Genomic DNA, 8,394 nt, shown 5'->3' on the forward strand with positions numbered 1-8,394 from the left:
GGGATAGTTTGGTAGTCGGATACCTACTATTTTACCGATAAATGAGGGAGGGGCAAGTGTTTTTTGTCTTTTCCTTGATAGAACAACGGTTATAGACCTTTAAGAACAAAAAAATTTGACAGTAACAGCTGTTTACGAGGAGGAAATAATATGAAATCCAAAAGATTTGAAGCACTAAGTAAAAGAGCAGTTAATAAAGATGGGTTTATTGGAGAGTGGGCAGATGAAGGGCTGATAGCAATGGACAGTCCCAATGATCCTAAACCGAGTATAAAAGTTGAAAATAACAGTGTGGTGGAACTTGACGGCAAAAAAAGAGCAGATTTTGATATGATTGATCAATTTATTGCTGACTATGCCATTCAGTTGGATAATGCTGAAGAAGTTATGAATATGGACTCCACTGAACTGGCAAAAAAGCTTGTCGACATTAATGTTGACCGTCAGTCGATTGTCGAACTGACAACAGCTATGACACCAGCAAAGATTGTAGAAGTCGTCGGTACTATGAATGTAGTGGAAATGATGATGGCACTTCAGAAAATGCGTGCACGAAAAACACCATCCAATCAGTGTCACGTTACTAATTTAAAAGATAATATAGTGCAGATTGCAGCGGATGCAGCAGAAGCAGCCATTCGTGGCTTTGACGAGCAGGAAACAACAGTGGGAATTGCTAGATATGCGCCTTTTAATGCATTGGGAATACTTGTTGGTGCCCAAGTGGGAAGAGGAGGAGTACTGACACAGTGCGCTGTTGAGGAAGCAACGGAATTAGAATTAGGTATGAGAGGCTTTACCAGCTATGCTGAAACGGTATCAGTATATGGAACAGAGGCTGTATTTACCGATGGAGATGATACCCCTTGGTCTAAAGCATTTTTAGCCTCCGCCTATGCATCCAGAGGTTTAAAAATACGGTTCACATCAGGTACCGGCTCTGAAGCATTGATGGGATACACAGAAGGGAAATCCATGTTGTATCTTGAAACAAGATGTATTTATATTACAAAAGGGGCAGGGGTTCAAGGTCTTCAAAATGGCTCAGTAAGCTGTATTGGAATGACTGGGGCTGTTCCTTCAGGTATTCGAGCTGTACTAGCTGAGAATTTAATTGCCATGATGCTAGATATCGAATGTGCTTCGGCCAATGATCAGACCTTTTCCCATTCAGATATTCGGAGAACGGCTAGAACATTGATGCAAATGCTGCCGGGAACCGATTTTATTTTCTCAGGATACAGTGCAGTTCCCAATTACGATAATATGTTTGCCGGATCTAATTTCGATGCAGAGGATTTTGATGACTACAATATTTTACAAAGAGATTTGATGGTGGACGGCGGCTTAAGACCAGTGACCGAAGAAGAAACGGTTGCAGTAAGAAATAAAGCAGCGCGGGCCATTCAGGCTGTGTTTTCTGAGTTGGATCTGCCTCCAATTACTGATGAAGAGGTGGAAGCAGCAACGTACGCGCATGGAAGCAAAGATATGCCGGACCGTAATGTTGTAGAAGATTTGAAAGCAGCAGAAGAGATGATGAGTAAGGGACTGACTGGAATTGACGTTGTTCAGGCACTGAGTCGGGGCGGCTTTGATGATGTTGCCGAAAACTTGCTCAATATGCTTAAACAAAGAATATCAGGAGATTACTTGCATACTTCAGCTATCATTGACAAAGACTTTAAAGTAATAAGTGCGGTCAATGATATAAACGACTACAAAGGACCGGGAACAGGATACCGAATAAGTGAAGAAAGATGGAATCAGATAAAGAACATTCCTAATGCAGTTAAACCGGAAGACATTGACTGATAAAAGCTGAAAGTGGAGGGAAAGCTTATGATTAAGTTGAGTGAGAAAGGCAAGGCAGTAAAAGGCACACGAGAAGATGAAGTAGTTATTGGTCTGGGACCTGCATTCTTGAAGCATCAAACTAAAAGTATTGTCGATGTTCCTCATGACGAGATTTTAGTGGAAATGATGGCAGGGATAGAAGAAGAGGGCTTGCATCCGCGTGTTGTTCGTGTAACGAAAACATCAGATGTGTCCTTCATATCACTTGAAGCAGCTAAGCTTAGTGGTTCAGGTATCGGCATCGGCATTCAGTCAAAAGGGACAACGGTTATTCACCAGCAGGATTTACAGCCGTTGAATAATCTGGAGATTTTTTCGCAGGCGCCTTTGCTGAACCTCGAAACCTATAGAATGATTGGAAAAAATGCTGCAAAATATGCAAAAGAAGAATCACCTAATCCTGTTCCAACTAAAAATGATCAAATGGCTAGACCGAAATTTCAAGCCAAGGCAGCACTGCTGCATATTAAAGAAACAAAGCATGTTGTTGAAGGAGAAAAATCTACAGAACTGGACGTTACGTTTTAAGAATAGGAGTGACAAAATGGTCAATAGAAAGTTAAGTGCAGAAAAAGATTATCCTTTGTCAGAAAAAAGACCGGATTTGCTGAAAGCACCTACAGGAAAAACATTAAATGACATTACTTTGGAAAAGGTAATGAATGGTCAAGTGAAGCCAGAAGATGTCAGAATTTCACCAGAAACACTGGAACTTCAGGCACAGATTTCTGATGCGGATGACCGAAAAGCTATTTCCCGAAATTTTAGAAGAGCTGCCGAACTTATTGCAATTCCGGATGACAGGCTGCTGGAAATATATAATGCCTTAAGACCTTTTCGTTCAACGAGCGAAGAGTTAATTGCTATAGCAGAAGAGCTTGAAGAAAAGTATGATGCAGTGATTAATGGCGCATTTATCAGAGAAGCTGTAGAGGTATACAAAAAGAGGAATAAATTGAAAACAGAAGAATAGTGTTAGTGAATGTAGGAGGAAGTAAATGGAAATCATCGCAGGGATAGATATAGGGAATGCAACCACTGAAGTGGCGCTCGCTCAAATTGAAGACTCCGGGACTCTTACCTTTCTGGCCAGTGGAATTGTTTCGACAACAGGCATCAAAGGGACAAAGGAAAACATTAAAGGTGTTCATAAATCACTGGATAAAGCACTGGAGGAAGCCGGGATAGATAAAACGAGTCTGGACTTAATTAGAGTGAACGAAGCGGCGCCCGTTATCGGTGATGTTGCCATGGAAACCATTACTGAAACGATAATAACCGAATCTACAATGATTGGCCATAATCCTTCTACTCCGGGAGGAAATGGCATAGGTGTGGGCGAAACACAAGTTATAGAAGAGCTTCCTCATTTATCTGGAGATCAGCCGATCATTGTTGTTGTCGGTAAGGATACCAATTTTCTGGCTGCATCAAAGCACATTAACGATGCTGTCGAACGCGGCATTAAGGTAGTGGGCGCCATCCTGCAAAACGATGATGGTGTCCTGATCAACAATAGGCTGAACAATAATATTCCAATTATTGATGAAGTAGAATTAATTGAAAAAGTGCCGTTGAAAATGAAGGCAGCAATTGAGGTGGCTCCTCCTGGTGGTGTCGTTGAGTCCTTATCAAATCCTTATGGTATAGCAACAGTATTTAATTTAACTTCTGAAGAAACAAAGCAAATTGTTCCTGTATCAAGAGCACTGATTGGTAACCGCTCTGCAGTGGTGATAAAGACACCAGAAGGCGATGTCAAAGAAAAGAAAATTCCAGCCGGCCAAATTATTTTCAAAGGTGATCGAGGCGAAAAAGCAGTTGATGTTGAAGCAGGTGCTGAAGATATCATGAAAGCTGCAGCCTATCATCAAGTTATTGACGATATAAAAGGTGAAGCAGGTACAAACGCAGGAGGCATGCTCGAACGTGTCAGGCAGGTTATGTCAGAGTTGACCAGACAGTCCCTTGACAGCATAAGAATACAAGATTTGCTGGCAGTAGATACCTTAATTCCACAAAAAGTTACAGGTGGAATAGCAAAGGAATTTTCTCTAGAAAATGCTGTAGGCATTGCGGCAATGGTAAAAGCGGACAAACTGCAGATGGAAAAAATCGCAGACCAGTTAATTGACGACACAGAGGTTAAGGTTGAAGTAGGTGGAGTGGAAGCTGATATGGCTATTGGTGGAGCGCTGACTACACCAGGGACAGATAAACCACTGGCTATTTTAGATATGGGAGCAGGCTCAACGGATGCATCTATAATTAATCAGAATCATGTGATTAACTCAACTCATTTAGCTGGAGCAGGGAATATGGTAACGATGCTGATTAATTCAGAAATGGGACTGGAGAGCTTTGATTTAGCAGAAGATATTAAAAAATACCCTTTGGCCAAAGTTGAAAGTTTATTTCATCTTAGACACGAAGATGGTACCGTTGAATTTTTTGAAAAGCCTGTTGATCCTAAATTATTTGCGCGAACAATCATTATAAAAGAGGGTGAAATGATTCCACTTCAAATCAATCTCTCTCTTGAGAAAATAAAAACAATCCGAAGAGAAGCAAAGAAGAAAGTGTTCGTAACTAATTCTATACGCGCTTTGAAATCAGTGTCTCCAACCGGAAATATCAGGACAATTGATTTTGTCGTATTGGTAGGCGGTTCATCTCTTGATTTTGAAATTCCGCAACTCGTCACAGACGCTCTAGCCGAATATGGTGTGGTGGCAGGCAGGGGGAATATTCGAGGGATTGAAGGCCCAAGAAATGCAGTCGCTACAGGATTAATATTAGACTATGCGAAAAATAGGTGAGTGGATGGAGAGTAAGATAAATAGAATCAGTATATATATATATGGCGCATTATCAACAGATGATTTAGGAGAAGTCAACAACATACTCTGGGGAATTGAAGAGGAAGGTATTCCCTATAGTATAAAAAAAGAAACACACTCTGAGGCAGTTAAATTAGGTTTTTTGGCCTCTCAGGATTCAAGTCTAGGGATAGGCATTGGCATTGGCTCCGATCAGACGGTAGCCATTCATCATAGTAAATTAAAAGAAGGAGAGCCACTTCTGACAGGACAGCTCGATGATAAGCCGGAAACGTTAAGATTGCTGGGAGGAAATGCTGCCCGACTGGTAAAAAAAAGTGTGCTTAAAGTATGATTTACAGGGGGGAAAAAGATGGGGTCTATTTACACTAAAACAGGTGATAAAGGCAAAACAGCTTTGCTTGGTGGGAGTAGAGTATCGAAAAATGATATAAAAGTGGAGTGTTATGGTACGTTTGACGAGGTAAATGCAACTCTTGGGGTCGTGCGTGCCTTAACCAAAGATGAGGACATTAAAAACACAATATATACAGCCCAGCAAAAACTGTTTTTAATATCAGCTGAACTTGCCATCGACGACAAGGGAAAGCAGATGCTGTCAGAAAAGTTGACGAAAGAAGATATTGAATCGGTCGAAAACATAATTGACAGCTATGCTGAAAAACTTGAGCCGCTTAGAAGTTTTATTATTCCTGGGGACAATGAAGTGTCCTCATTTATCCATGTTGCAAGAACAGTAGTTAGAAGGGCTGAAAGAGTATTGGTTGCACTTAAGGAAGTAGAAGACGTTAGAAGTGAAATCATACAATATACTAACAGGCTATCGGACTTGTTATTTACGCTTGCAAGGGTGGAAAGCAATCAGTAAGTCTAATGTCACCTTAGAAAACAGAGAAAAGTAAAGCATAAAATATTAATTTAAACGAAATGAGGAAAACTAAATGGATATAAAATTAAATACGGTCAAGCAAATATCACTAGAATCAGTTAAACGGATGGCTCAGGCAGCAGAAGCAAAGGCAGAAGAAATAAATGTACCCATTGTTTTTGCAGCAGTAGACACTGGGGGAAATTTGATGCTGCTACACAGAATGGAAGAAGCCTTTTTCACCAGTGTTGAAATTGCTATAAATAAAGCCTTCACATCCGTGGCATTAAAAGCCAGTACAGATACTATAGCTCCACTTGTCCAGCCTGGAGAAAGTCTTTATGGCCTGGAATTATCCAACAACTGTAAAATTGTACCGTTTGGTGGGGGCTTTCCAATTATTGTCGACGGCGAAGTTGTAGGAGCAGTCGGTGTCAGTGGAGGCAGTGTTGAAGAAGATATGACTATTGCTAGGGCGGCTTTAAGTTTATAACTGAAAGTGAGGCTGTGATTTAAAGTCAGGTGTTGAAGTATTCTGAAGGACAGGAAATTTTTAATAGGATAAAAGCAGATATAACCACAGATATATACCCTGTTGTTATCTGCTTTTATTTATTTTCGGGGGGAACAGCATTATGAAAGACAAATATTATGAGCTTTTGAGAAATAAGTATAATACGCTGGAATCCATCTACACAGAATTGATGAATTTGGAAGCCATACAAAATCTGCCAAAAGGAACAGAGCTTTATTTATCAGATGTTCACGGCGCTTCAAGTGAATTTGAGCATATTTTAAAAACGGGTTCAGGCAATGTCAGGGAAAAGATTGAAAACTTTTATGGAGACAAGCGGGATGAACACGATAAAAATAAGTTCAGTTTTCTGATCAGTTACCCTGATAAAGTACTATCAACGATGCATCCGAGTGAAAAAACAGAAGAGTGGTATTATGAAACGATTTCAGATTTAATCGATTTTATCGGCTTTTGTTCGACTAAGTATACTCGTTCAAAATTGAGAAAAGCATTACCCCAAAAACACAGCTATATTATCGAAGAGCTTTTGTACACTGATCCGTCCTCTCATAGAGATCGAAATGCCTATTATAAAAGTATATTGGAAAGACTAATTAAACTTAAGCAGGCAAAGCCATTTATTATCTCTCTATGCGAAGTCATTCCCAGGTTAGTAATAGACCATCTGCATTTAGTTGGGGATATTTTTGACCGCAGTGGTGGGGAGTATTCTGTGATGCAACAGCTCATAAAACATCATTCTGTAGATATACAGTGGGGTAACCATGATGTCCTCTGGCTCGGAGCTATTCATGGCTCGAAAGTTAATTTACTAACGCTGCTTCGTATTGCCTCCAGATACGGATATTTGTATGAACTGGAAAAAACATACGGATTAAATTTAAGACCATTATTTTTCTATGCTGAAAATCATTACGCTGTACACAAGTCATTTAATCCCAAAGTTTCTTCTGATGCAAGACGTATCTTTAACGAGGAGAGTGAGTCTTTGCTTAATAAGGTACACCAGGCACTTGCTGTTATGCAGTTTAAGCTGGAAGGACAACTGATAGACAGGAGACCTGAATTTAATTTAGCTGAGCGTAACCTATTAAAAAATTTAAATTTTAAACAAGGTAAGATAAAAATCGAGAGCAATTATTATCATCTCCATAACTTTCCTTTCGAAAGGATCGATGAGAAGGATCCAAATCGATTGAGTTCAGAGGAAGAATATGTGGTTGAAACATTGTTAGACAGTTTTCAGCAATCAGAAAAACTTAGACAGATTAATAAGTTTCTCATCCGTAAAGGAAGTATGTACCTTGTTTACAATGATCAGCTTTTATATCATGGCTGCATTCCTTTAAAAAATAATGGGGAGTTCAGCTGCTTAATGTTGGAAGGTAAAAAACTTGCAGGAAAGCTATTACTAGATTATTTTGAGTATCATATACGCGAATCGGCAGCTCATCCTGAAATACAGGATAATTTATCTACTGATCTTGAATGGTACGCTTGGGCAGGTCCATTGTCTCCTTTATTTGGTAGAAATAAAATGACTACCTTTGAGAGATACTACGTCAATAACAAGGATATGTATAAAGAAGAAAGAAATGCCTATTTTGATTTGAGGAACAATGCAGTGATTGCCGATAAAATTTTAAAAGAGTTTAATCTGGATCCTAAGAAATCAAAAATTATTAATGGCCATACTCCGGTTAAAGTTAGACAGGTAGAAGAACCAGTCAAAGCTTCAGGAAAAGTCTTTGTTATTGACGGCGGAATGAACAAGGCCTATCAAGAGACAACGGGTATAGCCGGTTATTCTCTGTTAAATAATTCATATGGTTTTCAATTGGTCACGCATAAAATGTTTGTCACGGTAGAAGAACTTATTAAAAGTCAATCGAGAGATGCTTCACTTAAACACATGATAGACAAGAAGCTGGAAAGAAAACTAATCAAAGATACAACCATTGGCAAAACAATTCAATCCCAAATAGACGATCTTCAGAAACTAATTCACTATGTAGCTTATGATTAAATCAAATTCTTGAGCAATGGCTAGCAGACCTGTCTTTGTTTTTGGTTTTGTTTGGATTTGAGTATAACTACTCGTGAAGGCATGCTTCTGCTTGCTTTTTTAAATAGGGAATAGAGGGTTTGCCAGTTGACTCCCTCACTCGTATAATAAGTTTGTAGTTAAGAATTGTTCTTAACTTAGTTGATTGATTAACTGTTTGAAAGAATGGAGCTTTCTCCCCCATGGGGGAGAAAAATTTCAAAAAGTCGCTTTTGATGATCCATTC

9 protein-coding genes are annotated in these 8,394 nt (G+C 39.4%); 8 read left to right on the forward strand and 1 reads right to left on the reverse strand.

Annotated elements, in window-relative coordinates; all coding sequences use genetic code 11:
* Positions 1-150 precede the first annotated feature (150 nt).
* The 8 genes from ACYQ4S_RS09595 (at position 151) to ACYQ4S_RS09630 (ending at position 8,129) form a co-directional block, all read left to right on the forward strand.
* Positions 151-1,815: a propanediol/glycerol family dehydratase large subunit gene (locus ACYQ4S_RS09595; RefSeq protein WP_459770825.1), complete on the forward strand. Its 1,665-nt coding sequence runs from the start codon at positions 151-153 to the stop codon at positions 1,813-1,815.
* Positions 1,816-1,842: 27 nt separating this feature from the next.
* A complete protein-coding gene (locus tag ACYQ4S_RS09600) occupies positions 1,843-2,385 on the forward strand; it encodes a propanediol/glycerol family dehydratase medium subunit (RefSeq protein ID WP_459770827.1) in 543 nt (180 codons plus the stop codon).
* 16 nt (positions 2,386-2,401) lie between these two features.
* Positions 2,402-2,830 carry a diol dehydratase small subunit gene (locus ACYQ4S_RS09605; RefSeq protein WP_459770829.1) on the forward strand — a complete coding sequence of 143 codons (429 nt, stop codon included), beginning with the start codon at positions 2,402-2,404 and terminating at the stop codon, positions 2,828-2,830.
* A 25-nt stretch (positions 2,831-2,855) separates the two neighbouring features.
* Entirely contained in the window at positions 2,856-4,676 is a 1,821-nt protein-coding gene (locus ACYQ4S_RS09610) for a diol dehydratase reactivase subunit alpha (RefSeq protein ID WP_459770830.1), read from the forward strand.
* Positions 4,660-5,031 (forward strand): glycerol dehydratase reactivase beta/small subunit family protein, encoded by a 372-nt coding sequence (locus ACYQ4S_RS09615; protein ID WP_459770831.1) that lies wholly within the window; start codon positions 4,660-4,662, stop codon positions 5,029-5,031. The genes ACYQ4S_RS09610 and ACYQ4S_RS09615 overlap by 17 nt, the downstream gene beginning before the upstream one ends.
* Before the next feature lie 18 nt (positions 5,032-5,049).
* Positions 5,050-5,565 (forward strand): cob(I)yrinic acid a,c-diamide adenosyltransferase, encoded by a 516-nt coding sequence (locus ACYQ4S_RS09620; RefSeq protein WP_459770833.1) that lies wholly within the window; start codon positions 5,050-5,052, stop codon positions 5,563-5,565.
* 73 nt (positions 5,566-5,638) lie between these two features.
* Positions 5,639-6,058, forward strand: coding sequence for a GlcG/HbpS family heme-binding protein (locus ACYQ4S_RS09625; RefSeq protein WP_459770835.1), 420 nt, complete (start codon positions 5,639-5,641; stop codon positions 6,056-6,058).
* Positions 6,059-6,200: 142 nt separating this feature from the next.
* A complete protein-coding gene (locus ACYQ4S_RS09630) occupies positions 6,201-8,129 on the forward strand; it encodes a fructose-bisphosphatase class III (protein ID WP_459770836.1) in 1,929 nt (642 codons plus the stop codon).
* Between the two features lie 67 nt (positions 8,130-8,196).
* On the opposite strand, the gene ACYQ4S_RS09635 is transcribed toward ACYQ4S_RS09630, so the two are convergent.
* Positions 8,197-8,394, reverse strand: a 198-nt coding sequence (locus ACYQ4S_RS09635; RefSeq protein ID WP_459770838.1) for a hypothetical protein, incomplete at its 5' end; no start/stop codon positions are given.

It is taken from the genome of Alkalibacterium sp. s-m-28 (assembly GCF_054658175.1).

Bases quoted from the DNA above. Each gene is read 5' to 3' on its own strand.
- ACYQ4S_RS09595 (WP_459770825.1), top strand. From the start codon at position 151: ATGAAATCCAAAAGATTTGAAGCACTAAGTAAAAGAGCAGTTAATAAA.
- ACYQ4S_RS09600 (WP_459770827.1), top strand. From the start codon at position 1,843: ATGATTAAGTTGAGTGAGAAAGGCAAGGCAGTAAAAGGCACACGAGAA.
- ACYQ4S_RS09605 (WP_459770829.1), top strand. From the start codon at position 2,402: ATGGTCAATAGAAAGTTAAGTGCAGAAAAAGATTATCCTTTGTCAGAA.
- ACYQ4S_RS09610 (WP_459770830.1), top strand. From the start codon at position 2,856: ATGGAAATCATCGCAGGGATAGATATAGGGAATGCAACCACTGAAGTG.
- ACYQ4S_RS09615 (WP_459770831.1), top strand. From the start codon at position 4,660: ATGCGAAAAATAGGTGAGTGGATGGAGAGTAAGATAAATAGAATCAGT.
- ACYQ4S_RS09620 (WP_459770833.1), top strand. From the start codon at position 5,050: ATGGGGTCTATTTACACTAAAACAGGTGATAAAGGCAAAACAGCTTTG.
- ACYQ4S_RS09625 (WP_459770835.1), top strand. From the start codon at position 5,639: ATGGATATAAAATTAAATACGGTCAAGCAAATATCACTAGAATCAGTT.
- ACYQ4S_RS09630 (WP_459770836.1), top strand. From the start codon at position 6,201: ATGAAAGACAAATATTATGAGCTTTTGAGAAATAAGTATAATACGCTG.